Genomic DNA, 23,965 nt, shown 5'->3' on the forward strand with positions numbered 1-23,965 from the left:
TTACCGTTTATTTGAAAGTCGATATCCAAAGACGGTTCTTTGTATGAAATGTTATCCAAAAGGCGGATCTTCATTTCAGAAAAAACATAAATGATTTACTCCTTTCCTGGCGAGCACCTGATCAATTGAATGGTATGCTTCATCTTATAATCTTCGCCGGCTCGGATGGCCTCTGCCGATGGACCGACAAATACATCCGGCTGCACGCCTTGCCCATCTTTAGGCAGCGTTTTGTTGGTCACGAAGCGAAACAAAGGCAGCCGGAAGCGGACCTTCGTATTGGGTAGGGTTACATCCGGTATCACCCATGCCGAGCCGCCGTAAGCAGCCCCGCCAGAAGGGTCACCCACGATCGTGACATTTTCCTGGCCGCGCAGCAAACCGAGCATCAGCGAACTGGCAGATGCCGTGAACCCGCTGCTCAGGATATAAATCTCCCCGTCAAAATGGTTCCTCCTTTTCGGTTGGTACACATGCCGTTCAAAATAGCGATAGTGGTATTTGTCGCCGCTCTTTTTAGTGTTCAACCACATCTGTAACCGTGTTAAGAAATATTTTTCAATATAACGGCCATACGCTGATGAGCGCGAAATAGCGTAGATAGAATCACACATGGTGTAGGGATGATCGATGAGATGGCGGTTGAGCAACACAAAATTGTTGAGACGGCCGCCCCCGTTCCGGCGGAGGTCAATGATGAGATGCTGCACCCGTTCCTTGTCTAATTTTTTAAAGGACTGACGGAAAAATTTTCTCAGCTTGAGTTTCTCGGAAAAGCTGTTCAATTCCATCAAAGCCACGCCCTCGCTGATTTCCAGGTGGCGTTGGCGTTCCAAGCGTTGCCGTTTAGAAATTTTTTCTTTTTTCCCGGGTTTAGGTTTTTTTGCTTTCTGGCTGGTATCTCTGAGAAGTGCTCCTCTTTCCAATACGGTCTGATGCCGGCCGCCGGACGAATCGAGGTAAGAGATCCGGTAATTCTTTTGCCATCCAAAAAGCCCGCTGTATAAAGAACCAAAATTCGAGCCGTAGCTGATGTACTGATTTTTAGCAACCTTGTTTCCGCCATCAGCCGAAATGTAGCGCTGCATGGTATCTAATAGATGACGGATAGACTTGCCATTAACGGCTTCAATCACATCGCCCCTTACCATGTCGCTGTTTTTGTCACGGGTAGCTATAAGAACGGCGGTATCTTCCCATGCTTTAACAGTAAAGGGAAAGCTTGACGTTGCGTCCGACCCTTCTATATGTTTTTCGTAGGGCTTAGACACCCGGACCGTCGTGTGCCCACATTTGATCAGTGCGACAACCGGCTGAAGGACCTTCCTGAAATCATATTCAGACAGGCTGTCATTCAGTTGCCTGCGTCCGGCCTCGAAGGCGCTATGCATCACGGTTTTGGGTGAGTACCAATACAATGAAGGGTGCTGCTCCTGCAGAACATTACGGAAAAGATCATAATCCTCCTGCAACTGTTGAGGGCTAAACTTTTTATGAGGATTGAACGCTTTGTTGGACGAGCCGCAGGAAGAAAAAACGATAACAAGGATCACCAGAAAAACAGGAAAGCGATTGCCAAACATATTTGTTACTACCGTCATTAAAGTATTAGCTTGATGGTGCACGCTATTTGTTTGTTAGCGTGCTTTATTTTAATGGGTTCCAGCCCTGTGCTGTAATGGCATGCCTGCTGCCGCCTTTGGTGATCAGGTGTGCTCCTTCCGACGCTTCTGTCATGTACCCGATGACGCTGATATTGGCGTTGGCCGATACTTTCTCATAGTCACTCTGTGACACCGTGAACAGCAATTCATAATCTTCGCCGCCGCTGAGCGCGCAGGCCGTGGGGTCTATTTCAAATTTGAAGGCGGCCATGCGGCTTTCTTCGGCTACGGGAATTTTATCTTCATATAACACACAACCCAGGTTACTCTGTTTGCAGATATGCAAGATCTCCGAGCTGAGTCCATCGCTTACATCCATCATTGCTGTAGGAAGCAGTTCCGTTTCGGCAAAAAATTCAACTATATCTTTCCTTGCTTCCGGCTTCAATAATCGCCCGATCACATAGGTCTCCTGCTCCAGGTCGGGTTGTACACCCGGACTTTCCAGGAATATTTTTTTCTCCCTTTCTAAAAAGAGCAACCCGATATAGGCAGCGCCCAGATCTCCTGAAACGCAAAGCAGATCGCCCTTTTGAGCACCACTGCGTTTTACAAATTTATCCGGCGTCACTTCACCGATGGCGGTTACAGAAATAACAAAGCCTTTTTGGGAAGTGGTGGTGTCGCCTCCCACCAGGTCAACGCCATAATGGTTGCAGGCGGTGTATACGCCGTCATAAAATTCATTCAAAGCTTCCAGGCTCACGCGGTTGCTGATGCCCAGGCTTACCGTGACCTGCGTGGGCACAGCGTTCATGGCATATACGTCGCTGAGGTTCACCACGATGCTTTTATAGCCGAGGTGTTTCAGCGGTGTGTACATCAGGTCAAAATGGACTCCTTCCAAAAGCAGGTCGGTGGTTACTACGGTTTGTTTACCAAAATGGTCAATCACGGCGGCGTCATCGCCCACGCCGAGCAGCGAAGAGGCATTTTGCAGCTCTATGTTTTTGGTGAGATGTTCTATCAGTCCAAACTCACCAAGATCGGATAATTCTGTGCGGTCGCTCATTTTCTATGTACGGTGTTTTATGTACAATGTACGTTACTGTTTAATATTGAGTTTATTCCTTAATGTAATTAATGTGGAAACAATTATTTTCAGTAAGGTTTCCCCTTCAGTATAAATACTATTTATTTTTTCTTTGAACGTGGGATTAATTCTAACAATAATTCTAAAAAATATAAACTTTCATCTAATTATTCTTCTACAATCTTAAGTTTATTGATATGATCTGCACTCGACTTAGCTCTTCTGCAAGCGCGATAATTGGCTCCTGTAGAACTTGACGATCGTACGATTTGATTGCAATAAGCATTGCTAATGCGATTCTCAGGAAGTAGCTGTGTTAGCCTCGCCACATTAATTGCAAACTGCTTTGTTCTTTGCTTTAACTCTTCGGCATTCATGATGTTTATTTTTTAAGGCTATCAATACGTACATCTAATGGTGTACATCATTGATCATCCCCAACAATTGCTCATGGATCAATCCATTCGTCGATACTACCCGCGGTTCATAGGGGTTGTAGCGGTTGCCTTCAAAATCAGTCACTTTACCCCCTGCCTCTTCCACGATCAAAAATCCCGCGGCGCTGTCCCAGGGTTGTAGTTTATGTTCATAGAACCCGTCCAAACGGCCCGCGGCCACCCAGCAAAGATCAATAGCCGCGGCCCCCAGCCTGCGCACCGGAACGCCTTCCCTGATAAATCGTTCAAACACTTCCAGTGGCCCGTTATGTTCCTGGATATAGGTATAAGGAAAGCCGGTAACCAGGCAGCTTTTCATCACATCGGTCTCACTGCTCACTTTGATGGGCTGGCCGTTCAGCGTAGCCCCTTCTCCTTTCTCAGCAAAGAACAGCTCGTTCATGTGGGGGTTGTAAACCATACCCAGGATCATTTCGCCTTTGTGCTCCACGCCGATTGAAATACAATTGAGCGGGATGCCGTGCGCAAAATTGATCGTGCCGTCAATAGGATCGATGATCCATTTGTACTCTGAATCCTGCGGCAGCGCTCCCGTTTCTTCGGTCAGGATGTAATGGTCCGGATAGGCTTTCTGGATCACTTCCAGGATGGCTTTTTCTGAGGCATGATCAGCGGCGGTAACAAGGTTGTTGCGTCCTTCTTTGTATTTGATTTCAAATGTCTGGTTGAAATATTTAGAGACCTGCTCCCCGCCGGCCATGATGGCTTCGTGTAAAACGGTTTTTAACATGGGACAAAGATAACGAAGCCCTCTTTAGCAGTGGTCCTTTATGCCATCGAATCAAGGTTTTCAAAAAACGGGGAAAATCCCGGTCAGCGGGAATGAAATAAATCCTTCCTTTGAGTGCTGCTAAACTACCAATAATGAAACGTATCCGCTTTCAAATATATCAGACAGGTGCGCGCTGGCTGCGTTCTCACCAGAATCGTGCCCGGTCGGCCGAAAGATCGAGGAAAAGTCAATTGCTAAAAGTAATCCGGACGAGAGCTGTTCTGCAACGCTCAATGATCAGCTTTCTAACCAACGAACCCCTGCCCGATCGCCTTCGGATCGCCATTACCGACCTGAAGCAACGGCAGCGGCAAGAGAGACGGGCCCGCCGCGATGCCAAACTGATCACCTTGGGGACCTTTTTCCTGAGCGCGCTGGCCTGCCTGGTAACCATCTGGCTGTATTTATTATAGGACCCCCAACCGTGCGCGGCGCAAAGAGCAAACACAGCTAAGCGTGAAAGACGGGCGTTATTATCAAAATACAGGCTTTGGATATTTCAAAAGCCTGAAAGGTGATATTCGCCCTCTTGGAGCTTCTTCAAGTGCCAACCCGGCACAATTACCTTTTTTCGGGATGGTCACGGTAAAACGACTGTCAAATAAATGCGGCTGCCGTGACCGTTCTGTGCGTATTCGTTTGCGGATGGAAACTTTCCTGTAAGTTTGCCGGGAACAGCACGCAGACAAATTAACAACTGCTTTGACAAAGATTCCCGCCAGGCGGCGACAACCGAAAGCGACTTTCAGCAACGCTGATCGCTACAGGACAGAATAGAAAACCCTTTTTTTCACAAAATCGTATCTTGCATCTTTGCTGCACCCCGCAGGTAGTAGTTTATGGCATCAATAATCGATCTTAAAATACCGAAAGCGATTGCGAGGGCGTTGGGCCTTCCGGCGACTGATGCCCGTAAGCAACAGCGGAAAGTGTTGAAAAAACTGCTCAAAAAGGCAAGATTCACCGAGTTTGGCCAAAAATTTCACTTTGACAAGGTGCTGCTCAGCAAGAACGTAGAAAAAGCCTTCCAGGAATCAGTCCCGATTCACGATTACAACAAGATCTACAATGATTGGTGGAAGCGAACGCTGGACGGGGTTCCTGACATTACCTGGCCGGGCAAAATTGAATATTTCGCCCTGAGCTCCGGCACTTCGGAGGCGGCCAGCAAGTACATTCCTGTCACTAAAGACCTCCTGCGCAGCAACACGATCAACTACGTCAAACAGTTGATCAGCGTTTTTTATTACCAGGAGGCCAACAAGAAAGCCTTGCGAAAAAGCTTTTTGATGATCGGGGGTACTACGGATCTTCAGCGAAGCGACATTGGCTGGTATGCCGGCGACCTGAGCGGGATCCTGGCTAAGAAACGTCCTTTCTGGTTTCAAACTTTTTACAAGCCCGGCGGACGCATTGCCGCGCTGAAAGACTGGAACGAGAAGCTGAATGAAATTGTGGAGCATGCGCGCGAATGGGATATCGGCTATATTGTCGGCGTGCCGGCCTGGTGCCAGATGTGCATGGAGATGGTGATAGAAAAGTATCAGGTCAATAATATCCACGAAATATGGCCCAATTTCGGAGTCTTCGTTCACGGTGGGGTGTCCTTCCAGCCCTATAAAAAGTCCTTCGAAAAGTTACTGGGAAAGCCCATTGTCTATGTTGAGAATTACCTGTCAAGCGAAGGATTCATCGGGTATAAAATGAAAGAGCATGCGTTGGGCATGCAGCTGATTACCAATAATAATATTTTCTTTGAATTTGTTCCGTTCGACGACAAGAACTTTGACGCGGAAGGAAATATCCGTCCCGAAGCGCAGGCTTTATTAATCGACGAAGTGGAATATGGGAAGGACTACGCGATATTGCTCAATACCAATGCAGGATCCTGGCGATACCTGATTGGCGACACCATCCGGTTTCTGAATGTAGAGAAATGTGAAGTGTTGATCACCGGGCGGACCAAGCATTTTTTAAGCCTGGTAGGCGAGCACCTGAGCGTGGATAACATGAACTGTGCTATTGAAAGTGCTAATAATCATTTCAATATCAGTATACCCGAATATACGGTCACCGGCTTTCCCTACAAGAATTACTTTGCGCATAAATGGTATATCGCGACGGATGACAACGTGGATCCGGACGAGCTGATCCGGTTTATAGACCATAAACTGAAAGAGATCAACGATGATTATGCCACAGAAAGAACCAGCGCATTGACAGATGTTTTCATCGAAATACTTCCGGAAGAAAAATTTCTCAGGTTTATGGAGCTCCGGGGAAAGCTCGGAAGCCAGAATAAATTTCCCCGTGTCATGAAAGGCAACATGCTCGAGAACTGGGACAAGTTTCTGGCCACGGGTAAAATTTAACTTCACGGTATGTTGACCGGGACCGATCTGATCATGATGCGATGTTACTTTTGCTGATCTGGTTTCATTTGTCACCTGGAAATTTGCATAAAGATTTTCATCGCGTTGTGTATGAATTTGCTCAAAAATTTTTATGGTCATTTCATACCTTAAAAAAAGTTCCTTAATCTTGTCGGCACTATGATTGAAGGCTTAATTAAAGGATTAACCTTAGGATTATTGTTAAGCATAGCGGTAGGGCCTGTTCTCTTCTCTATTATAAAACATAGTATCAACGTGGGGCACAAAGGCGGCTTCGCGTTTGTGGCGGGAGTGTCTGCCAGCGATATTACCATCGCGTTTGTGAGCAACGCTTTTTCCGCCCTGTTTGAAGTGATCAGCGAGTACAAGCAAGCCATTGGCATTACGGGGAGCGTCTTCCTGATGGCCATTGGTATCTATTTCCTGTTCTTCAAAAAGGTCAAGATCAACGAGCAGGGAGAAGCGGTACAGATCACTTTCAGAAAGCGGGATTACGCTACTATGTTTATATCCGGATACCTGATGAACACGCTCAACCCGTCTGTTTTTCTTTTCTGGCTTACTGCGTCCACCTCGTTTATCAATCACACCATTGAAGAGCGGATCCTGATCTTCTCGACCTGCCTGCTGGTCGTGCTGGCGGCGGATATCACCAAGGTAATGCTGGCGGGTAAAATACGCAACCGGCTTACGCCGCATAACATTCAACTGATCAACCGGATCAATGGTATTATACTTATTGGCTTTTCCATCGCGCTGATCATCGGGTTATTGTTCTATAAAGCGCATTAATTGATATTATTGAATCAGCCATAACACGACTTACAGTCGGATGAGCGTCGTGCACCTGGTCTGCCACATGAAGGTGCACGAACAACAAGAACATTCAACCATAACTTTATTCATCTTCAGACCTCCGACCCCGGACTTCCTGACCTCCGACTCCTGACTTCCTAACTTTTCAATATATTGCATATCATGAAAATATTTAGACGAATATGGCGGTTGATTAAGAGGACGATCATCTTTCTCTTTCTGGCTCATATCATCTATATTGTTGCGTTGAAATGGATCAATCCTCCTATTACTGTTACCCAGATCGCGAGCTTTTTAGACGGGTACGGCATGGAGAAAAAATATGCCGGGATGCCCGAGATTGCTGCCAATGCAAAGCTGGCTGTGATTGCCTCGGAAGATCAGTTGTTCCCTGACCATAATGGGTTCGACTGGAAGAGCATTCAAAAAGCGCTGGATTATAATCAGCGGAAACCCGGCCGCATCCGCGGGGGAAGCACCATCAGTCAGCAAACGGCAAAGAATGTGTTTCTGTGGCAGGGCCGGAGCTGGGTGAGAAAAGGCCTCGAAACCTATTTCACATTTATGATCGAAAAGATCTGGGGCAAAAAAAGGATCCTGGAGGTTTATCTCAATGTGGCCGAGATGGGCAAGGGTATCTTTGGCATAGAAGCGGCGTCTCAGAAATACTTTGGCAAATCGGCTCATCAGCTGTCCCAGTCGCAAGCGGCCGCTATTGCCGCAGCATTACCTAATCCGAAAAAATACACGGTCAAGCCGATGAGTCCCTATGTTGCCGCGCGAAGCCGGAAAATCATGCAGCAGATGAATTTTCTGAAACCGGACCGGGACATCCAGGCGATTATTAACGAAAAGTGAGCACATGAATTTTATTAAAAGAAACAGGCTCGTAATAGTGGGCACAATCGTCGGCGCTTTGGCGGGTTTTTTGTACTGGCATTTCGTCGGATGTGTTTCAGGAACCTGTACCATTACGTCGCGGCCGCTGAACAGCACGCTGTATGGCGCTTTGATGGGCGGTTTATTATTCTCATTATTTACCAAACAAAAAAAAGAGCATGACATTCCGGGAAATCATCAATCAGAATAAGCCGGTATTGGTGGACTTTTTCGCCGAGTGGTGCGGGCCTTGCAAAATGATGTCACCCATTTTAGAACAGCTGAAACAACGCATGGGCGACGAGGCTACCATCATTAAGATCGATATTGATAAAAGCCCCCAGGCCGCTAATGCCTACCAGGTTCAGGGCGTTCCGACGCTGATCCTGTTCAAAAACGGAAAGCAAGTGTGGAGACAGTCCGGCGTGCGGCCTCTCGCCGAGTTAGAGGGTGTATTAAAGTCTCATGCTGTTTAAGCAAATTGCCTGCTCAGTACTTCATACCTGAAGGAGAAGATCTGCTTTAGCTTTTTAGCGATAAGCTGACCGGCCACGGCTCTGCCCAAAAGTCCCAAAGGCAATTTATAGCTGACCATATCCCGCATTAAAACACCTCCTTCATGTTCTTCAAAGTGATGTTCATGGTGCCATAGTGCATAGGGCCCCTTTCTTTGTTCGTCTATAAAATATTGACGCGGTGCGACCTGCGTGATCTCTGTCACCCATTTATTTTTAATGAGCGGTAAAATACGGATCTGGTAGGTGATGATCTTACCCGGATAGATGCTTCCATCCGCTCCCGAAGTAATTTCAAAACCGACATCCTCTGGTGTGATCGCCTGCAGATTTTCAGGGGTGGCAAAGTAAGCCCACGCTGTATCCAGATCGCAATTCAGTTGCTGACGTGCACGGAGTATATAAATGCCGGAGTGGTAGGAGATATTAATGTCCATATAAAAGTTGATCTGTTGCGGCGATGGCGATTTCCAGCCGCTGTTCATTGTTACCTTTTATTTCGGTCCAGGGTGTTGACTGATTCACCAGGATGTCCTTGTACATCTTGAACAATCGTTCCCTGGTGGCCAGGTCGGGATACTCACGAAGCTCGTCCTTTGTCCAGGGAAGGTCCGTATTACACAACAGGTAAAGGTCATATTTACGTGATACAATTTCATCCAGGATAAAACGGTGGCAGTTGCCAAATACAAACTCACACCACACTTTCATGACGTACATGTCGGTGTCGAGGAAGAGGGGGGAAGGCCGAAGTCCGGGGTCAGAAAGTCGGAAGTCGGAGGTCAGGAGTCCAGAAGTTGACTTTTGGTCTTCCTCACTTTCGGTCTTTCTGATCTTCTCTAAAAAGGTTTCCTCCAGCTGCAATTGGCCCCTTGCGATGTCGGCCAGGTCTTCAAACGTATAATCAGTGCCGTTTTGCAGAAGGTACTGCCGCGCATACTCCGGGCACCACTCCGTTTCGTAATGTCGGGCCAGCTGTTCGCACAGCGTACTTTTTCCCGTGCTTTCCGGGCCGATGATCACAATTTTCTTAATCATGTATAACAGATTCGTGCTCTTTCGCCCGGCGTTGCCATGTTGCCAAACCGCCAATGGCCAGAAGAAGTAATATAAAGTAATAAACGCTTGTAAATACCAACCCTTTTACAAAATAGAGCGGCATTCCGCAAATATTCGTAAGCAGCCACCAGTACCAGCTTTCGACCTTCTTCTTTGCCATTAGCCACATACCTGTAAACGCGCTCGCCGCGGCCAGAGCATCTGCCCAGGGAATCGCGCCCGGCGCAAAGGCCTGCTTGAGGTATTTTAACGCAAAAAAGATGCTGACATAAACGCAGCCGAAAAATAATAGTTGCTGCACCCATTCGCGATGGGAAGAACGGGTGATATGTAAAATAACCTGGTCCCGTTCATCCTTCCTGGTCCACAGGTACCAGCCGTACATATTCATCACCGTGTAATAAAAGTTTACGGTGGCTTCGCCCAGGAGATGATATTGAAAACTCAGCCAGACGTAGATTACGGTGTTGATGAGGCCGGTTGGGTAGACAAGAATGTGCTCCATCCGGCTATACCACACGCTGGCAATGCCCGCCAGCACTGCGATAAATTCGATGGGCGTAGTGGCTTTTATGCCATTAACAAACTGATCTAAAAATTCCTGTACAGGCAAAAGATGTTTTTCCAAAAATACGGGCAAAGAAAAAGCCGTGCAATTAATAATACACGGCTTCGTCGTTATTGATAATCTTTAATACCGAATGGGTCTTATTCAGCTTCTGCTACTACTTCTTTCACCTCGGGGATCATGCGCTTCATCATGCCTTCAATACCTGCTTTCAGCGTGATCATGGAAGAAGGACAACCACTGCAGCTTCCCTGCATCATCAGGTTTACCACACCATCGTTGTAGCTTTTAAACTGGATTGCCCCGCCATCCATTTCCACGGCAGGTTTAACATAATTTTCAAGCAGTTCCTTGATCCTTTTCACCACATCGTCATCATCGGCCAATACTTCGTTGGTGCTTTCTTTCTTCACTTCAACAATTTCGTCTTCGTTAATTACCGGCTTTCCTTCTTCCAGGTAATCTTTCAGAAACTGGCGGATAGAAGGGGTCACATCCATCCACTCCGCATCAGGCGTCTTGGTCAACGTAACGAAATTGCTCGCAATAAATACCGCCTTAATAAACGGAAAACCAAACAGTTCAGTCGCTAACGGTGAAGGCTTGGCGCTTTCCGCATCGGGAAAATCGATGCTTTTACCCGGGTATAAAAGCTTGTTGGCCACAAACTTCATCGTTTCCGGATTGGGGGTCATTTCGGTATATATGCTAATAACGGGATTTCCTGTCTTGATCATAACTATGAAAATTAGTACGCAAAGATAACAAATCTTTTGAGTAAAGGTTGGACGGTTTTCGCAACAGAAAGGCGGATACCGGGTTGCGGCAAACACGAACAGCGATTATCAACCGGCCTGGTTTTATATTCAGGCAGCTCCTATCTTTGGGACCGCGCCGTCCATCCGAAAGCGAGGAGGATTGATGGTCATAAAAATTAAAACTATAAGATGAAAAAGATCTATTATCTCGGTCCTTGTACCACCTGTGCAGAGATCATGGAAAGTGCCGGTATCAGCGAGAAAACAGGCTTTGAGCTGCAGGATATCAGAACAGACAAGATCACTCCCGCGCAATTGGACGAGATGAAGCAATTGGCCGGAAGCTATGAGGCTTTGTTCAGCAGGCGGGCCCTTAAATACAAAGAGCTGGGACTGAAAGACAAAAAACTGGCTGACGAGGATTATAAAAACTACATCCTGGAGCACGACACTTTCTTAAAAAGGCCGGTGGTGATCATCGGTAAGGAGATATTTATCGGGAGCGAAAAGAAAAACGTAGCGGCTCTTAAAGCGGCTACAGGGAATAACCGTTAATGCATCTGGGCCGGCGTATTGTCTGCTTTTCCTTCGATGATAGCGGCCAGCGCCGGGTCGGCTTTTTTCTCTTTTTGCAATACCCGCCAGGCAATAAAAATACTGATCAGCATAAAGACCGCTGCCAGCAAAAAGGCGATGCCGGGGAAATGCACCGGTGCGACCGGCGACGTGAAATAATAAAACAGGTAGTTCATGAGCAGTGGACCGATAATGGTGGTGATGCTCATCAAACTGGTCAGCGCCCCCTGAAGTTCACCCTGCTCATTGGCTGGCACATGGCCGGCCAGGATGGCCTGCAACGAAGGGCTACAGATCCCTCCCAGGCAATAGGGGATCAGAAATGCAAACATCATCCAGGTCTCCGTTGCAAAAGCGAACAGCAGCAATCCGAGGGTATACAGCGACAGCCCGAGGTAAATACTTTTTTCATTACCCAACTTCGGATTGACGACGCGGGTAAGCCCCGCTTGCACCGAACCTACTAACAATCCCACTACGGCAAGAGAAATCCCCACCATTTTTTCCGTCCAGTTAAAACGATACATGGTAAAAAAGTTCCAGTTGCCCTGAACTGCCTGAGCGGCCAGGTAAATCAGGAAAAAGCACAAGGCGAGGCCCGAAATGGCCGGGTATTTTTTGAGGAACATCAGCGCTCCGAATGGATTGGCGCGCTTCCAGCTAAAAGGCCTGCGGTTTTCTTTAGATAAGGATTCCGGTAGTATAAAGTAGCCGTACAGGCAATTAAGCAGGCACAAAACAGCAGCGGCATAGAACGGTGCACGCACGCCCCAGCTTGCCAGCAAACCACCGAGCGCCGGCCCAATGACGAAGCCCAAACCGAAAGCGGCGCCGATGAGGCCAAAGTTTTTGGCCCTTGTTTCGGGCGTGCTCACGTCTGCAATGTAGGCAGAGGCCGTGGTGAAGCTGGCGCCGGTAATGCCTGCCACCACGCGCCCCAGGAAAAGCCATCCATAGGTGGGAGATATTGCCAGTATGATATAGTCGATACCAAAGCCCAACAGCGAAAACAAGAGCACGGGTCTCCTGCCATACCGGTCACTCAGGTTCCCGATCATTGGCGCAAAGGCGAATTGAGTGATCGCAAAAGCAGACAACAGCCAGGAGCCGTAGGCGCTGGCTTCGTTGATGGGAATGCCTTTCAATTGTGAGATCAGATCCGGCATCACGGGAATGATCAGTCCCCACCCCATCACATCAATCAGGAGGGTCACAAAGATGAAACCTATCGCGGCGTTGCCTGAGCTTTTCATTCGAGATATTTTATTGGTTTTAGCTGAATAGAACGTCGATCATCAAATGTTTAGCTACCCGGGAGCACAGGTAAGACTTTAATAATGTCGGTTTTCATGAGTTGTGTATCAGTTTAATGATGTCGTTTAGTGTGGGATCAATCCATCGGGCAACGGACGACCGCTAAAAATGCGACCGGCTTTTATGTCAGCATCGTTTACCGGCCTGCAAAGATGCAGCAAAAAAAGAAAGAATAAGACGGGTTTTATTTCAATTCTTCAAACACGCCGGTCTGCCTGTTTTTGCGGACATTGTCCCAGTGGAAATAGCGACCGTTCATAGCAACATACACCCCGTGCGGAAGCGTCTGCGCAAAGGCCAGGGCGCTTCCCAGGTTGAACAAGCCATCGGAACTGCCGAATTTTATCGGGATCATGGCGCCGGTGATAATGATGGTTTTATTTTTCACAGAGCCAGCCAGAACCTTAGCCGTTTGCGACATGGTGTCCGTGCCATGCGTAATAACGATCCGTTCTTCGTCACATTGCTCACACTGGTAGGCGATGAGTTCGCGATCTTCATCGGTCATTTCAAGGCTGTCGATCATCATCAATGTCCGGATCTCTACGGGTACGAGGTTGCGGCCTTTTTCCAGGAGCTCGTGCATATGCGTGTCTTTAAAATATAACTGGCCATTCAGCATATTATATTCCTTGTCGAAAGTGCCTCCTGTAATAAAGATCCGGATCTTCGTCATACGTGATGGTTTTAAGCGCGTCAAAAGTAGTGAACTTTGAAATCGTAGTGAAATCCTTTGGGGTGCATAACATTTTTTCTTTTTATGTGATTTTTTACGGCAAAGTGCGCAAAGATTTGTTCGCAGAGCACGCAGAGTAGGAAGTTGTTTAACCTTTTGAATATTGTTCAGCAGAACATTTCAAGCGAACCAAAGCGCCCGCCCGTGCCGGGACGGACGGGAAAAAATCCAACCTAACCCGGTCTGACGGTCTCCGTCTGACCGTTTCTGCACGCAAGCACCAGGCAAATCATCAGATCAGAAAGCGCTACCAGCGCCAGGAATTAGTGCGGGGCCGCTGAAGCCATAAAAACCGGCATGAAATATCGCTCTTATTGGCACACATGATCCGGCTCCGTCCCTTTCGAAGAATGAAAAAAGTTGAAACAGCGCCCAGGACGAAAATGTTATGCACCCATCCCTTGTTATGGCCGTCTTTCAGGAACGCGGTTCTACTCAAAAAAAGAACCGGGCATATACCCGGTTCCCATAAAGAAAATTCAACGAGAGTATTAATTCTTCAGGCTCGACATATCAATTACAAAACGGTAACGCACATCACTTTTCAACATCCGCTCGTAGGCGTTGTTGATGTCCTGCATATTGATCAGCTCAATTTCAGAAACAATATTGTGTTCGCCGCAGAAATCCAGCAGCTCCTGTGTTTCCGCAATGCCGCCGATCAGTGATCCTGAAATGGCTTTTCTGCCGAGCACCATGGGCGCCGTGTTCAGCACGGGTTCCAATGGCCCCAGGTAACCTACCAATACTAATGTTCCGCTGGAATGCAAAGTTGTGATGTAAGGATTAAGATCATGTACATAAGGAACGGTATCAATGATCACGTCAAATTTGCCCTTCACCGTGTCCATTTGTGCGGCATCGGTGGAGATGACCACATTGTCTGCGCCCAGCGACTTCGCTTCTTCTGTTTTGCCCGCGCTGCGGGAAAACAGCGTTACCTCCGCGCCCAGTGCGTGCGCCAGTTTCAGCGCCATATGTCCCAGTCCGCCTAAGCCCACTACAGCCACTTTGCTGCCCTTTGTTACGTTCCAATGCCGCAACGGCGACCACGTAGTGATCCCTGCGCAAAGGATCGGCGCCACGGCCGCCAGATCCAGGTTGTCTGGCACTTTCAACACAAAATGCTCGTCCACCACGATCTTTTCAGAGTAACCGCCAAAGGTTTGGTTTCCCGAATGTTTGTCATGACCATTATAAGTTCCGGTGAAGCCGTTGAGGCAAAACTGTTCCAGGTCCTGCCTACAGTTCTCACAGGTTTGACAGCTATCGACCATACAGCCTACTGCCGCCAGGTCGCCGGCTTTAAATTTGGTCACCTCGCTTCCGACGCGCACCACTTTTCCAACGATCTCGTGTCCGGGAACGGCAGGATATTTTGTGCCACCCCAGTCGTTCCGTGCAGTGTGCAGGTCGGAGTGGCAAACACCGCAGTATAAAATTTCGATCTCTACATCTTTGGCCGTAACGTCTCTGCGCGTAATATCCATAGGCTGGAGATCCGCCTCAGCCGCTTCCGTTCCGAAGGCCTTGACTTGTGAAGTTTGCATAGTTATATATTAATATGAATTAAAGTTTGTGTTTTCGAGCGAAAGTGGTGGAAAGTTAAGCATAAACTCGATAAACGTCAGCAGTAATGTACCAATTTTTAGGCCACTAATAAAAAACCAACACACCTTTGATATAGCAACAATCATGAGAGGTCCGAACCTGTCGTTGCCTTGAAAAATTTGCCTTATCATTAGTTGGTCGGCACTCCGGTTTTCCACCATTGGGTAAAGGTTTGCGTGGTGTCTTTTAAATGAACCACCTCTCCTATGATGGGTGTCAATAAATTGATGTCGCGCTCTTGCGCAACGCGGGAAATATTTTCCAGTGGCTCATACCAGGCATGCATCGCCAATGCGTATTTTGAATTATGCACTGTAAGTAACTGCTTCGGCTGCAAATCGTTTATCGCCTGGATAAGATCTTTGGGAGTCAGGTGGATGTATTTCCAGGAGTCATTATACTGGCCGTTTTCCAGGATGGCCAGGTCAATGGCACCAAATCGTTTTTTAATAGCGGCAAAGTGATCATCATAACCCGAGTCTCCGCCAATGTAAATATTTTTTGCGGCGGATTGCAACATGAATGAAGCCCACAACGATTGATTCCGCTTGAAGCCACGGCCGGAAAAATGCCTGGCAGGCAGAGCGGTAATGGTGAAGCCACCGTCCAAAGAAGCCTGGTCCTGCCAGTCGAGTTCGATAATCTGATCAGGAGCAAATCCCCAATATTCCAGATGCGCGCCTACGCCCAGGGGGCAAATTACTTTACCTACGCGATCCCTGATGCGACGGACGGTATTATAATCGAGATGATCCCAGTGATCATGTGTGATGACCAGGTAATCCACCGGGGGAAGGTCTTCCGGTTGATAGCCGGACGCGCCCCTGAAAGCTTTATTAAAGGCCGAAAGCGGAGAAGCCGATACCAGCGCGGGGTCAACGAGAAAACGTTTGCCGGAGACCTGAAGGAACAAGGCGGAGTGCCCCATCCATACTAACGCGTCTTCCGTACCCAACTGCGCCAGGTCGGTTTTAATCAGGGGGACATCGTTTGCCGGGCGCAGGTCTTTGACCTTTTTAAACAAGAAGTCGTAAAGAACGCCAAAGAAATTTTTGTCGGAACTGAAATTTGGTGTGACATGGGTATTTTGAAAAGCCCCGTCCCGGTATTGGGGCGATTTCCTGATGCGTTCCAGCCGTGCACCGGAAGCGTGCTTGCCAAAGCTTGGCTGATTGACAAATATAACCACCACTGCCACGAGGATGACAATGATCCAAAGCAAAGCCCACATTATTTTGCGTAGTTTATTTTTTAAAGAAATTTTCATGAACGTTGAGATACGCCTGCACGTAGTGTCGTTTAACAACAGAGACGTATGTCATAAAAAAATACTTTAAATGCTACGCACGTCCACCTGCCGCAGCGGGTAAGCGCTCCGGAGCGCCAGTCCGCCGCAGGAAGTTATTATTTTACGAAGATCATGTAGGTAGCTCCATTGAAGGTTTTTTTCACCTTCACGCCGTTTTTTTCTGTTGGATTTTCGTCGGTGTGAGAAAATTCTACCTGATAGCCGCCGGTCCACAGGGGCGTAAAGCTGATCTCCCCTGCCTCGTTGGTATAAAGGGTTTTGCTCCATCCGTTGGGCGCAAATACCTGCACTTCCTTTTTGGCCGCCGGCTGGCCATTCATTAACGCCACCACTTTAACCTCTTTGTTAGCCTGCGCGGTAGCCGCGTCTTTCGACATCAGGCTAAAAGCGTTTTTGTTGCGGGCCGCTTCATTTCCCGTTTTGCTATCGCCTACTTTAACCGTGGCGCTGCTAAAATAATTGATTTGAGTACCATGATACAGGTCTTTAACAGGATGCTGCAGGCTGATCGTGTAGACGCCCTCCTGTTTGGGGGTGAAGCTGGCTTTGTAATGATCGCCCGATGCTGTTTTGGCCAGCGTTTCGATCGAACCGTCGGGAGCAATGGCGATGATGGTAAAATCTTTCAGATCAGAAAACCATTTATCGGCGGCGGTAATGTCTTTATCAGCATATTCTCCAAAAAATACTTTTACTTCATGGGCTGCATTTTTTGCGCCTTTCGGTTTCGTTTCGATCCAAACAGCATGCGCTAGCGCAAGGTTGCTCACCAACGCCAGCAGCGACGCCAACATAAATTTTCTCATTTTCTTAAATTTTAATAGGCAAAATTACCCGGCATTATCAGTTGATTGTTTACTAAAAGCGGAAAAAATGGCCGGAAGAACGGGGGTTGTCAGTCAGACGGAAATTTATTTAATGATGATATCATATTTGGTAAGCAGACCGGCAAGCCCGTCATGAGAAAACCGGGCCTTTTTAAGTTGGTTCTGTTCCGGGTCGATCGTATAGTTGAAAGCAGTGGTAAAGTCGGCCTTTTCCAGCACCGTGTTTTCAAACCGGGCGCCTTTCAGATCGCAATCAGCAAAAGACGCTTCACTCAGATCTGCTTCCGTAAAGTCGGCCTCGTGGATGACAGCGTTCTGAAACCTCATCTTCCGCAGTTTCATTTTGTAAAAGCAGGAAAAGTTCAGGGTAGAATGGACGAAGGTTGCAGAAAAAAGGAAGTCGCTGCAGTTTTCAAAATGAAGACCGAGCATCTTGCAGTGCTCAAACCGCACATCGCGAAGCACCGTTTGGTTGAGCCGGGCATTACTCATATTGCAATGATTGAAAACGCAATCAATAAAAGTACTGTTGCTCAACGCCGTATCAGAAAACTGACAATGATTAAAAGTACAGGCTTCGTATTCGCCAACGGGTAGTGATGTTTCCGTGTAGTCAATGCTGTTGAATGTCTCATCAGAATAATAACGTTCCATGATGTCGATGTCGGGTTAAGTTGCAAAAGTCGGGAAATTACCGTTTGCAATGTTGCCCGCATCAGCCTTCGCGGCTTCTTAACCGGGCCTCTTCCAGGTCCAGCTCGCGCTCTTTCTCCCTGATCAGTTCTTCGTCAAACTGCCGTGTTTGCAGGTAACGGGCTAATTCTGTTCGCTTCACATCAATGAGTTCCAGCAACATTTTTTTGAGCCGGGGAGCGGCTTTGGGAGCGGGCTTGATAGCGCCTGATTTGATTCCTTCGAGTTTTTGCATGCTGATCTGTATGGCCCGCTCGTAGCGGTTTCGGACGGCTCTGAAGTGCTCGTCACTATCGAGGTCTTTCGCAAAATGGGAGTCAATATAGGTGAGGGAAGCCTGCGCCAGGCTCAGTTTGATCATTTGCTCATTCTGTTTCTTCTCGGCCACCGTTCTGTCTTCTATTTTCAGCCATTTCAGGAGCGGTGCCACGGTAAGCCCTGGAATCAGCAGCGTGATCAGTATCACCACAAAAGTGATGAACAGGATAAAAAACCGGAACGGGAACATTTCATCATCCCGGATGAAAAACGGAATGGACAGCGCTGCGGCCAGCGATACTACACCGCGCATGCCGCACCAGGAAATGAGAAAGGCTTCTTTATTGGTCAGTATTTCATCTTTTACGGCTTTCTTCCTGTTCATGAAGATGCGGAAATAGTTGATGCTGTACACCCAGACTACGCGGATCAGTATGACCGCCAGGCTGATGATGATCCCGTAAAACAGCGCTTCTTTAATCGTATTATGCGTGAAATAGCGGGACAGGTAGGGCAATTGCAGCCCAATCAGGATAAAGATAAAACCGTTAAGCAAAAAGGTGATGGTGTTCCAGACGCCATTAATGTTCAGGCGCGAACTGTAGGAAAGTATTTTATGAGAATGATAGCTGATAAACAATCCTCCGGAAACGACAGCCAGCACGCCCGAGAAATTCAGATGCTCCGCGATCAGGTACATCACAAAAGGAGAGATCAAGGTTAGCGCCGTGTCAATAGCCGTCGTGGTAGGGAAGAACCGGTGAATCAGATACAGCAGACCGCCCACGGCCAACCCTACAGCGGTTCCGCCAATGGCCATCAGGAAGAAGCTTTGTGTGGCATCCAGGATATCAAACTGCCCGGTCATCACCGCCAGCAAAGCGAATCGAAAAACGATCAGGCTCGAAGCATCGTTAACCAGGCTCTCTCCTTCCAGAAGGGTCACTACGTTGCGGGGCACGTTCAGCCGCCTTAATACAGAAGTAGCAGCTACGGCGTCGGGCGGGGAAATGATACCTCCCAGCACAAAGCCTAAGGCCAATGTGAACCCGGGGATCAATGCCTGCGATAAAAACGCGATGATGGTGGAGGTAAAAAACACCAGGCCGAAGCCGAAACGGGCGATCGGGCGGCGCAGTTTCCAGAAGTCGGCCCAGGGAATTTGCCAGGAGGCCGCAAAAAGAATAGGAGGTAAAAAAATATAAAATACAATATCCGGGCTGATGCGCAGGTCCGGAAGCTCGGGAACAAAACTGATGATGAGGCCGCCGATCACCAGGAAAATTGGATAGGCTACTTTAAGTTTATTACCCAGCATGGTGAGCAGCGTGATAATAAACAAAAGCGAAATGACCAGTAACAGGTTTTTCTCAAGCATATTCTAATTTAATAAAAAATTGCCGAAAACCTCGGTTCGATCCACGGCGAAGACATTAACCGCAAGCGAATGCCGCCGATAACTGGTCAGACCGGGACGGTCAGACCAGGTCCATTCGTGTATCCGGGGAATAGTGATACTTCGAGTCCTGCCGTCTGATCTGATTAAGCCGTGACGTTTTTGTCCTTGTCCTGCGGCCGGATGATCATCCGGAAAGACTGGTCCCTGCTGAAATAAGCAATTACCCAGTTGCCAAAAGTGCGCAGCCGGTTCTTCACCGTCAGCAAAGACATCACGTGGATGAACAACCATACGGCCCAGGCCAGGAAGCCGTTGAAATGGATGGAAGGTTTGGGAATGTCTGCAACAGCTTTATTACGGCCGATGATCGCCATCGATCCCTTGTCGTTGTATAAGAAAGGCTTTTGGTAACGTTCCTCTTTTGCCAGATTTTTGGCCAATAGCTTGCCCTGCTGTATCGCCACCTGCGCTACCTGTGGATGGCCTTTGGGAAAATGAACATCGGTCATTTGCAGGCAGGTGTCCCCGATCGCGTAAATATTATCCGTACCCTGCAGTTTATTGAAAGCGTCGACGATCATCCGTTTTCCGGGGCCAAAGCTTTCTACGGGGATGCCTTCAAAGGGAATAGCAGCCACACCGGCCGCCCAGATCAGGTTGCGGGTTTTGATGTGAAGCGTATCATGGTCCGTTAATGTCACCGTTTCTCCGTCGAAATCTTTCACGCGGGTATGCAACATTATTTTTACACCCATTTTCTCCAGCGATGCTTTCGAATAATGCTGGGACTTGACAGACATCGGGCTCAACACCGCATCGCCGCCGTCCACCAATATAATTTCGCTGAAACCTTTGCCCAGTTCCGGGTAATCTTTCCGGATAATGCTTTGCCGCATTTCTGCAAACATCCCGGAAACCTCCACCCCTGTGGGACCTGCGCCGGCCACCACGATGGTCAGCAGTTTTTTCTTTTCCTCGATATCCGTCACCCGGGTCGCTTCTTCCAGCCGGTTGAGCAATAAATTCCGCATCGCCAGGGCATCGCTCAGGGTTTTCATGGGAATGGCGTGTTGCTTCACATTTTCCATCCCGAAATAATTCGTGACGGCGCCTGTTGCCATCACCAATATATCATAGGTTAATTCTCCGTTGGAGAGGATCACTTTATTTTCGGCCGGGACTACCTGTTTCAGTTCCGCCATGCGAAACCGCACATTGTCCCGGTTGCGTAAAAATTTTCTGAAAGGATAGCTGATGCTTGATGGCTCGAGAAACCCGGTTGCCACCTGGTACAGGAGCGGCGGAAAGAAGTTATAGTTATTCAGATCAACGAGGGTAATCTCGAATGCTTCGTGTCTGGCCAGTTGTTTAACGAAATTGACACCGGCAAATCCACCACCGATAACGACTACTTTTCTTTTATTTGTATGCATAGGTCCGTTCTTTAAAATAAGATGTCAACCAATCGTTTATCGTTCCTGGCGCCATCGGGAATATTACTATCAACATTCTTGCCACGCTCTGCATGTGGAAGGTTGAAGATGGTACTACCCGTTTCTTCCCGGGATTACTTCCTGTGTCGTCGTCCTAATAATTCACTACCTGCTCTTCGATCGTTTCCGGTATCTCGCGCCACTGGTACAGCTGGTTGCGCAATTGCGGCTCAAAACCTGCTTCCTTAATGGCGTCCTGGATGGACTTATAGGTGAACCGGTGAGGCGCGCCGGCCGCGCTGACAACATTCTCTTCGATCATGATGCTTCCAAAGTCGTTGGCGCCTGCATGCAAACAAAGCTGTGCCGTTGGTTTACCCACGGTCAGCCAGCTGGCCTGAATATTTTTAACGTTGGGCAACATGATGCGGCTCAAAGCCACCATGCGGATATATTCTTCCGCGGTCGTCAGGTTGTGAACACCCCGGATGCGGGTAAGCAAGGTATCTACATCCTGGAAGGTCCAGGCGATAAAGGCCAGGAAGCCATTAGCGCTTTCCGGCTTGCGGCTTTGAACTTCCCTGATCTTCACAAGGTGTTCGAAGCGTTCTTCGATCGTTTCCACGTGTCCAAACATCATGGTTGCGGATGTTGTGATGTCCAGCTTGTGCGCTTCGTGCATGATATCGAGCCACTCCTGCGCGCCACATTTTCCTTTACTGATAAGCCGGCGTACCCGGTCGATCAGGATCTCGGCGCCGGCACCCGGCAGCGAATCCATTCCCGCTTCTTTCAAAGCTTTCAGCACTTCATGATGTGTACTTTTCTCAAGCTTGGTGATATGCGCCACCTCGGGTGGCCCTAAAGCGTGCAGCCGGATATCGGGAAACTCGGCTTTGATGGCACTGAAAGTATCAACGTAGAACTGCAGGCCCAGTCCGGGGTGGTGCCCGCCCTGCAGCAACAGCTGGTCGCCGCCATATTTGATCGTCTCCTCGATCTTCTTCCGGTACGTGTCCATATCAGTGATATAGGCTTCCGGGTGGCCGGGGATCCGGAAGAAATTGCAGAACTTACAGTTGGCAATGCACACGTTGGTCGTGTTGACGTTGCGGTCGATCTGCCAGGTCACTTTACCGTGCGGCACTTGTTTTTTCCGAAGCTCGTCGGCAATAAACATCAATTCACTGAGCGGGGCATTATGATAGAGGAACACACCTTCTTCGACAGTCAAAAATTCAAAGTCAGCTGCCTTTTTATAGAGATCACTTAAATCCATAGTCGGAACGAAATTATGCGCAAAGGTACGAAAAGGACTGTGCAACGAAAAGCCGGTTCTCTTTCATTCTTTTTCACAACCTGCGAAATGTAAAAAGGCAAATCTCTGCATGCTGATTAATAATCGCACGGACGCTTCCTGGGCCTTCCACATCCTATCTCCTGCAACCGGTCATTACCGTTCATACCAAAAAAAACATTTTAGGATGATTATGGTTTAACTTTAAGGAACGATTCTTTGGCGATGAAACGACGATGTTTAGTCATATTGTTGGCGTTCTTTTCCGGCGTGAGCATGGCGCAGGAGGAGTTTGTCGATCCGCCGAGTCGCCTGCTGACTACGGTGCATTTCAGGCAGTTCACAGGAGGCGTTATTGTTTTCAGAGCACTATTAGACAATTTTCAAGACTCCCTGACGTTTGTATTGGACACCGGCAGCGGAGGTATTTCGCTCGACTCGACCACCGTTGCTACGCTTGGCCTGAAGTCGCCCGATCCGGAGCGGATCATACGCGGCATCGGCGGCATCCGGAAAGTTGGCTTTCTGAAAGACCGCCGCCTGACGGTCAACGACCTGGTAATTGACAGCCTTGATTTTCATATCATCGATTATGAGATATTGTCGGCCTTATACGGCGAAAAGATCGATGGGATCGTGGGCTATGGCGTCCTGAGCCGGTTTATTCTTAAGATCAATTATGAAACACAGGAGATCAGTTTTTGGACTAATGGCTCTATAAAATATCCCAGGGGCGGTTATATTATCACGCCCAGGCTTACGACGATACCTTTCGCTGTCTCCGAAGTGAAGGACGCGAGTAAACACCGTTTCAGCTACTTATTCGATATCGGCGCCGGTCTCACCGTGTTATTTTCAGACGATTACCTGAATGAAACCAATTTTTTGAAACGCAAGCGAAAAAAATATCTCAAACAGGGAGAAGGCCTGGGCGGCAAAGTATCTTTTCAACTAAGTGTCATGAAGGAACTGAAGATCGGTCCGTTTAAGTTTAAGAATGTACCGATTAATATTTTTGATGACGAACATAATATCACCTCCTACCCTACCAACGGCGGATTGATCGGCAACGACATCTTCAGGCGGTTCAACTGCATCCTGAATTACAAATCCCGTCAGATCCACCTGGTGCCCAACAAGTTTTTCAGGGAGCCCTTCGATTATGCCTATTCCGGGCTGGAACTGTATTTCTTCGAAGGAAAAGCAATTGTCGGTGATATTCCCGTTGGCTCGCCGGCGGACAAAGCGGGGCTGATGGCTGGTGACGAAGTGCTGGCGGTCAATAAAAAGTTTGGAATGACGCTGACCGAACTGAAACATGCTTTGATGTCGACCTATGGCACCGTGCAGGTGATCGTTCAGCGAAAGGACGAATTGCTCGAGAAGAAAATGAAGGTCATCAATATATTAAACGGAAAATCCATACCGAACCAAACGATCCCCGACGATTTCAGAAACAGCTACAAGATCAATGTCCGTAAGGCGGGAGACGGTATTTATATGAACCCTCTTTAAAAGAAATCGGGCCAATTTTCTATCTTTTTCCGGAATTCGTAAACCCTTTTCAGGGCAGGCGCTTCACCTTTGCACCTCGAAA

General features: G+C 48.1%; 26 protein-coding genes. 9 read left to right on the forward strand and 17 right to left on the reverse strand.

The genetic code is table 11. The features are described from left to right. Positions 1-95: 95 nt before the first annotated feature. The 4 genes from ACU37H_RS11085 to ACU37H_RS11100 all read right to left on the reverse strand — a co-directional run bounded on the left by ACU37H_RS11085 (position 96) and on the right by ACU37H_RS11100 (position 3,885). Complete coding sequence (locus tag ACU37H_RS11085; RefSeq protein ID WP_472701443.1) at positions 96-1,601, reverse strand: S41 family peptidase; 1,506 nt, start codon at positions 1,599-1,601, stop codon at positions 96-98. A 46-nt stretch (positions 1,602-1,647) separates the two neighbouring features. Beyond that, positions 1,648-2,676, reverse strand: coding sequence for a thiamine-phosphate kinase (gene thiL / locus ACU37H_RS11090; protein WP_472701442.1), 1,029 nt, complete (start codon positions 2,674-2,676; stop codon positions 1,648-1,650). Between the two features lie 188 nt (positions 2,677-2,864). After that, positions 2,865-3,074: a four helix bundle protein gene (locus tag ACU37H_RS11095; RefSeq protein ID WP_472701441.1), complete on the reverse strand. Its 210-nt coding sequence runs from the start codon at positions 3,072-3,074 to the stop codon at positions 2,865-2,867. 34 nt (positions 3,075-3,108) lie between these two features. After that, entirely contained in the window at positions 3,109-3,885 is a 777-nt protein-coding gene (locus ACU37H_RS11100) for an inositol monophosphatase family protein (RefSeq protein WP_472701440.1), read from the reverse strand. A 134-nt stretch (positions 3,886-4,019) separates the two neighbouring features. Between ACU37H_RS11100 and ACU37H_RS11105 the strand changes: the two genes are divergently transcribed. From ACU37H_RS11105 to trxA, 7 genes are all read left to right on the forward strand, one after another. Further along, positions 4,020-4,340 carry a hypothetical protein gene (locus ACU37H_RS11105; protein WP_472701439.1) on the forward strand — a complete coding sequence of 107 codons (321 nt, stop codon included), beginning with the start codon at positions 4,020-4,022 and terminating at the stop codon, positions 4,338-4,340. A gap of 43 nt (positions 4,341-4,383) precedes the next feature. After that, positions 4,384-4,590 carry a hypothetical protein gene (locus ACU37H_RS11110; RefSeq protein ID WP_472701438.1) on the forward strand — a complete coding sequence of 69 codons (207 nt, stop codon included), beginning with the start codon at positions 4,384-4,386 and terminating at the stop codon, positions 4,588-4,590. 176 nt (positions 4,591-4,766) lie between these two features. Further along, the gene (locus ACU37H_RS11115) at positions 4,767-6,299 is read left to right on the forward strand and encodes a GH3 family acyl-acid amido synthetase (RefSeq protein ID WP_472701437.1); all 1,533 of its coding nucleotides are present in this window, start codon (positions 4,767-4,769) and stop codon (positions 6,297-6,299) included. A gap of 180 nt (positions 6,300-6,479) precedes the next feature. Continuing rightward, on the forward strand, positions 6,480-7,112 hold the full coding sequence (locus ACU37H_RS11120; protein ID WP_472701436.1) for a LysE family translocator: 633 nt from the start codon (positions 6,480-6,482) through the stop codon (positions 7,110-7,112). Between the two features lie 186 nt (positions 7,113-7,298). Further along, the gene (gene mtgA / locus ACU37H_RS11125; protein WP_472701435.1) at positions 7,299-7,994 is read left to right on the forward strand and encodes a monofunctional biosynthetic peptidoglycan transglycosylase; all 696 of its coding nucleotides are present in this window, start codon (positions 7,299-7,301) and stop codon (positions 7,992-7,994) included. 4 nt (positions 7,995-7,998) lie between these two features. Beyond that, positions 7,999-8,226 (forward strand): DUF6132 family protein, encoded by a 228-nt coding sequence (locus ACU37H_RS11130; RefSeq protein ID WP_472701434.1) that lies wholly within the window; start codon positions 7,999-8,001, stop codon positions 8,224-8,226. After that, a complete protein-coding gene (trxA, locus tag ACU37H_RS11135; protein WP_472701433.1) occupies positions 8,195-8,491 on the forward strand; it encodes a thioredoxin in 297 nt (98 codons plus the stop codon). Before ACU37H_RS11130 ends, trxA begins: the two co-directional genes overlap by 32 nt. On the opposite strand, the gene ACU37H_RS11140 is transcribed toward trxA, so the two are convergent. The 4 genes from ACU37H_RS11140 to ACU37H_RS11155 form a co-directional block, all read right to left on the reverse strand. After that, positions 8,488-8,967, reverse strand: coding sequence for an SRPBCC family protein (locus ACU37H_RS11140; RefSeq protein WP_472701432.1), 480 nt, complete (start codon positions 8,965-8,967; stop codon positions 8,488-8,490). The genes trxA and ACU37H_RS11140 overlap by 4 nt on opposite strands. Next, positions 8,957-9,568 (reverse strand): AAA family ATPase, encoded by a 612-nt coding sequence (locus ACU37H_RS11145; RefSeq protein ID WP_472701431.1) that lies wholly within the window; start codon positions 9,566-9,568, stop codon positions 8,957-8,959. The genes ACU37H_RS11140 and ACU37H_RS11145 overlap by 11 nt, the downstream gene beginning before the upstream one ends. Next, on the reverse strand, positions 9,561-10,202 hold the full coding sequence (gene pnuC, locus ACU37H_RS11150; protein ID WP_472701430.1) for a nicotinamide riboside transporter PnuC: 642 nt from the start codon (positions 10,200-10,202) through the stop codon (positions 9,561-9,563). Before pnuC ends, ACU37H_RS11145 begins: the two co-directional genes overlap by 8 nt. Before the next feature lie 95 nt (positions 10,203-10,297). Continuing rightward, positions 10,298-10,852 (reverse strand): NifU family protein, encoded by a 555-nt coding sequence (locus tag ACU37H_RS11155; RefSeq protein ID WP_472701429.1) that lies wholly within the window; start codon positions 10,850-10,852, stop codon positions 10,298-10,300. 252 nt (positions 10,853-11,104) lie between these two features. Here ACU37H_RS11155 and ACU37H_RS11160 point away from each other — a divergent pair, with 252 nt between their 5' ends. Continuing rightward, entirely contained in the window at positions 11,105-11,470 is a 366-nt protein-coding gene (locus tag ACU37H_RS11160) for an arsenate reductase family protein (RefSeq protein ID WP_472701428.1), read from the forward strand. On the opposite strand, the gene ACU37H_RS11165 is transcribed toward ACU37H_RS11160, so the two are convergent. The 9 genes from ACU37H_RS11165 to mqnC form a co-directional block, all read right to left on the reverse strand. Beyond that, positions 11,467-12,744 carry a TCR/Tet family MFS transporter gene (locus tag ACU37H_RS11165; protein ID WP_472701427.1) on the reverse strand — a complete coding sequence of 426 codons (1,278 nt, stop codon included), beginning with the start codon at positions 12,742-12,744 and terminating at the stop codon, positions 11,467-11,469. The two genes, ACU37H_RS11160 and ACU37H_RS11165, sit on opposite strands and share 4 nt — an antisense overlap. 245 nt (positions 12,745-12,989) lie before the next feature. Beyond that, positions 12,990-13,481 (reverse strand): asparaginase domain-containing protein, encoded by a 492-nt coding sequence (locus tag ACU37H_RS11170; protein WP_472701426.1) that lies wholly within the window; start codon positions 13,479-13,481, stop codon positions 12,990-12,992. Positions 13,482-14,032: 551 nt separating this feature from the next. Beyond that, on the reverse strand, positions 14,033-15,091 hold the full coding sequence (locus ACU37H_RS11175; protein ID WP_472701425.1) for an NAD(P)-dependent alcohol dehydrogenase: 1,059 nt from the start codon (positions 15,089-15,091) through the stop codon (positions 14,033-14,035). Between the two features lie 191 nt (positions 15,092-15,282). Continuing rightward, on the reverse strand, positions 15,283-16,383 hold the full coding sequence (locus ACU37H_RS11180; protein ID WP_472701424.1) for an MBL fold metallo-hydrolase: 1,101 nt from the start codon (positions 16,381-16,383) through the stop codon (positions 15,283-15,285). Between the two features lie 173 nt (positions 16,384-16,556). After that, complete coding sequence (locus ACU37H_RS11185; RefSeq protein ID WP_472701423.1) at positions 16,557-17,267, reverse strand: DUF4198 domain-containing protein; 711 nt, start codon at positions 17,265-17,267, stop codon at positions 16,557-16,559. Positions 17,268-17,372: 105 nt separating this feature from the next. Then, positions 17,373-17,942, reverse strand: a complete 570-nt coding sequence (locus tag ACU37H_RS11190) for a pentapeptide repeat-containing protein (protein WP_472701422.1) — start codon at positions 17,940-17,942, stop codon at positions 17,373-17,375. A gap of 61 nt (positions 17,943-18,003) precedes the next feature. Then, positions 18,004-19,617, reverse strand: coding sequence for a Na+/H+ antiporter (locus tag ACU37H_RS11195; RefSeq protein ID WP_472701421.1), 1,614 nt, complete (start codon positions 19,615-19,617; stop codon positions 18,004-18,006). Positions 19,618-19,781: 164 nt separating this feature from the next. Then, on the reverse strand, positions 19,782-21,071 hold the full coding sequence (locus ACU37H_RS11200; RefSeq protein ID WP_472701420.1) for an NAD(P)/FAD-dependent oxidoreductase: 1,290 nt from the start codon (positions 21,069-21,071) through the stop codon (positions 19,782-19,784). A gap of 154 nt (positions 21,072-21,225) precedes the next feature. Beyond that, a complete protein-coding gene (gene mqnC, locus ACU37H_RS11205) occupies positions 21,226-22,350 on the reverse strand; it encodes a cyclic dehypoxanthinyl futalosine synthase (protein WP_472701419.1) in 1,125 nt (374 codons plus the stop codon). Positions 22,351-22,593: 243 nt separating this feature from the next. Between mqnC and ACU37H_RS11210 the strand changes: the two genes are divergently transcribed. Continuing rightward, on the forward strand, positions 22,594-23,883 hold the full coding sequence (locus ACU37H_RS11210) for a pepsin/retropepsin-like aspartic protease family protein (protein ID WP_472701418.1): 1,290 nt from the start codon (positions 22,594-22,596) through the stop codon (positions 23,881-23,883). Positions 23,884-23,965 lie beyond the last annotated feature (82 nt).

The organism is Niabella sp. ZPM-14 (assembly GCF_055693045.2).

What these genes read in the sequence shown, in the direction of transcription:
- ACU37H_RS11085 (WP_472701443.1), bottom strand. Translation starts at nt 1,601, where the DNA reads ATGACGGTAGTAACAAATATGTTTGGCAATCGCTTTCCTGTTTTTCTG.
- thiL (WP_472701442.1), bottom strand. Translation starts at nt 2,676, where the DNA reads ATGAGCGACCGCACAGAATTATCCGATCTTGGTGAGTTTGGACTGATA.
- ACU37H_RS11095 (WP_472701441.1), bottom strand. Translation starts at nt 3,074, where the DNA reads ATGAATGCCGAAGAGTTAAAGCAAAGAACAAAGCAGTTTGCAATTAAT.
- ACU37H_RS11100 (WP_472701440.1), bottom strand. Translation starts at nt 3,885, where the DNA reads ATGTTAAAAACCGTTTTACACGAAGCCATCATGGCCGGCGGGGAGCAG.
- ACU37H_RS11105 (WP_472701439.1), top strand. Translation starts at nt 4,020, where the DNA reads ATGAAACGTATCCGCTTTCAAATATATCAGACAGGTGCGCGCTGGCTG.
- ACU37H_RS11115 (WP_472701437.1), top strand. Translation starts at nt 4,767, where the DNA reads ATGGCATCAATAATCGATCTTAAAATACCGAAAGCGATTGCGAGGGCG.
- ACU37H_RS11120 (WP_472701436.1), top strand. Translation starts at nt 6,480, where the DNA reads ATGATTGAAGGCTTAATTAAAGGATTAACCTTAGGATTATTGTTAAGC.
- mtgA (WP_472701435.1), top strand. Translation starts at nt 7,299, where the DNA reads ATGAAAATATTTAGACGAATATGGCGGTTGATTAAGAGGACGATCATC.
- ACU37H_RS11130 (WP_472701434.1), top strand. Translation starts at nt 7,999, where the DNA reads ATGAATTTTATTAAAAGAAACAGGCTCGTAATAGTGGGCACAATCGTC.
- trxA (WP_472701433.1), top strand. Translation starts at nt 8,195, where the DNA reads ATGACATTCCGGGAAATCATCAATCAGAATAAGCCGGTATTGGTGGAC.
- ACU37H_RS11140 (WP_472701432.1), bottom strand. Translation starts at nt 8,967, where the DNA reads ATGGACATTAATATCTCCTACCACTCCGGCATTTATATACTCCGTGCA.
- ACU37H_RS11145 (WP_472701431.1), bottom strand. Translation starts at nt 9,568, where the DNA reads ATGATTAAGAAAATTGTGATCATCGGCCCGGAAAGCACGGGAAAAAGT.
- ACU37H_RS11155 (WP_472701429.1), bottom strand. Translation starts at nt 10,852, where the DNA reads ATGACCCCCAATCCGGAAACGATGAAGTTTGTGGCCAACAAGCTTTTA.
- ACU37H_RS11160 (WP_472701428.1), top strand. Translation starts at nt 11,105, where the DNA reads ATGAAAAAGATCTATTATCTCGGTCCTTGTACCACCTGTGCAGAGATC.
- ACU37H_RS11165 (WP_472701427.1), bottom strand. Translation starts at nt 12,744, where the DNA reads ATGAAAAGCTCAGGCAACGCCGCGATAGGTTTCATCTTTGTGACCCTC.
- ACU37H_RS11170 (WP_472701426.1), bottom strand. Translation starts at nt 13,481, where the DNA reads ATGACGAAGATCCGGATCTTTATTACAGGAGGCACTTTCGACAAGGAA.
- ACU37H_RS11175 (WP_472701425.1), bottom strand. Translation starts at nt 15,091, where the DNA reads ATGCAAACTTCACAAGTCAAGGCCTTCGGAACGGAAGCGGCTGAGGCG.
- ACU37H_RS11180 (WP_472701424.1), bottom strand. Translation starts at nt 16,383, where the DNA reads ATGTGGGCTTTGCTTTGGATCATTGTCATCCTCGTGGCAGTGGTGGTT.
- ACU37H_RS11185 (WP_472701423.1), bottom strand. Translation starts at nt 17,267, where the DNA reads ATGAGAAAATTTATGTTGGCGTCGCTGCTGGCGTTGGTGAGCAACCTT.
- ACU37H_RS11190 (WP_472701422.1), bottom strand. Translation starts at nt 17,942, where the DNA reads ATGGAACGTTATTATTCTGATGAGACATTCAACAGCATTGACTACACG.
- ACU37H_RS11195 (WP_472701421.1), bottom strand. Translation starts at nt 19,617, where the DNA reads ATGCTTGAGAAAAACCTGTTACTGGTCATTTCGCTTTTGTTTATTATC.
- ACU37H_RS11200 (WP_472701420.1), bottom strand. Translation starts at nt 21,071, where the DNA reads ATGCATACAAATAAAAGAAAAGTAGTCGTTATCGGTGGTGGATTTGCC.
- mqnC (WP_472701419.1), bottom strand. Translation starts at nt 22,350, where the DNA reads ATGGATTTAAGTGATCTCTATAAAAAGGCAGCTGACTTTGAATTTTTG.
- ACU37H_RS11210 (WP_472701418.1), top strand. Translation starts at nt 22,594, where the DNA reads ATGAAACGACGATGTTTAGTCATATTGTTGGCGTTCTTTTCCGGCGTG.